At 58.0% G+C, this 1,760-nt stretch carries 1 pseudogene; it reads left to right on the top strand.

The window, feature by feature from the left end:
• A pseudogene (locus D368_RS19740) lies at positions 1-1,760 on the top strand (SDR family oxidoreductase); the annotation flags it as partial.

The raw sequence follows: 1,760 nt of genomic DNA, 5'->3' as shown, positions 1-1,760 counted from the left end.
TCGACCTTTACCGCCCAGCGCTTTACTTCTGTTTTTTCAGGGCGTGAACCGTTTTTTGCCGATCACATCGTCAATGGAAAACCGGTGCTTCCGGGCGCGGCTGCTTTAGAAATGGCCCGGGCCGCCGTTACACTTGCCGCTGAAGACTTGCCGGGCGGGAAAGCGGGTGTCCGGCTCAAACAGATCGTTTGGCTCCGCCCGGTGACGGCGCTTTCTGAAGGAGTGACGCTTCATGTAAAGCTTCAGCCGGAAGAAAACGGAGACATCGCTTTTGAAGCGTATGCCGAAGGGGAAGAGCCGCTTGTCTTTTTCCAGGGAAAGGCCGTGCTCGAAGAGACGGAGCGTGCTCCTGTACTCGATGTGGAGGCGGTTCAGGCGCGCTGCGGCGGCCGGCGCATGTCAAGGCTGAGTGCTATGAAGCATTCGACAGCCTCGGCATCACCTACGGACCGTCTCATCAGGCGCTTGACGCCGTCTATGCCGGAAGCGGAGAAGTGCTCGCGAAGCTCACTCTTCCGCCGTCCGCCCGCGAGGAAAAGGAGCCGTTCATCCTGCATCCGAGCATGCTGGACGCCGCCCTTCAGGCTTCTATCGGTCTCGTGCTCTCAGACGGTTCCGCGTCCGGACGGCCGTTTCTGCCGTTTGCCCTCCGGGATATGCAGGTGTTTTCTGCGTGCCGGGAGACGATGTGGGCGGTGCTTTCCTCAGCGGACGGCGCCTATCATATTGAGCTGTGTGATGAAAACGGCGAGGTATGTGTCCGATTGACGGGGCTCACCGCCCGTTTTCTGGAAGAGGAAACGGAGGGAAAACCGCTCTTGCTTCAGCCGGAGTGGCAGGAATCACCGCCGGGTGAAGGCGGCGGACAAGAAGAGGCTTTCAGATACGTGACGCTGTATGGCGGAATGAACGCTGAGGAGATAAGCGGCGCCGTATGTGCGGCTGACGGCGAAGGTCCGATTGAAGATCGTTATGACGCCTGTGCGGCGGAGCTGTCAGCGATCGTCAAGCGTCTTATCAAAGAAAAACAGAAGAAAAAACGCTGATCCAGCTTCTTGTCCCCGACAGGGGGGAAGACAATGTATTGGCGGGGCTGGCCGCTTTTCTGAAAACGGCTCACCTTGAACATCCGAAGCTGTACGGCCAAGTCATCCAAGCCGATCCGGACGAGTCAGCATCAGCGCTTCTTGCCAAGCTGAAAGAAAACCGGGCGCATCCTGAACAAGCGGAAATCCGTTATGAAGCCGGCAAACGTCTCGTCAGAAACTGGCGTCACCTGCCGGCCTCTCAAAGCGGCACCGTTCCGTGGAAAGACGAAGGGGTTTACCTCCTTACCGGGGGAGCGGGCGGCATCGGACTGATTTTCGCTGAAGAAATAGCCTCCCGCGTCAAAAATGCCGTCCTCATATTAACGGGGAGGGCGGAAACGCTTGATGAAGACCGCTCCGCCCGCTTACGGCGCTTGGAAGCGACGGGTGCTCGCGTACTGTATAAACCGGTAGATGTGACAGACAGGGCGGCGGTCATCGCCCTCGTCCGCGGCATACAGGAGGAGCACGGAACACTCGACGGGATCATTCACGGCGCCGGCGTGATCGCTGACAACTACATTCTGAACCAGACAGAAAACGAACGGAAGATCGTCATGGCGCCGAAAGTGAAAGGGCTTATCAATCTTGATGAAGCAGCGAAAGATGTGCGGCTGGACTTTTTCATCCTGTTTTCTTCCTTGGCGGGAGGCATGGGAAATCCGGGGCAGG

This window comes from Paenibacillus lentimorbus NRRL B-30488, from assembly GCF_000411595.1.
Taxonomy (GTDB): Bacteria; Bacillota; Bacilli; order Bacillales; family Bacillaceae; genus Bacillus; species Bacillus velezensis.
This window is presented reverse-complemented; position numbering and strand designations above follow the sequence as displayed.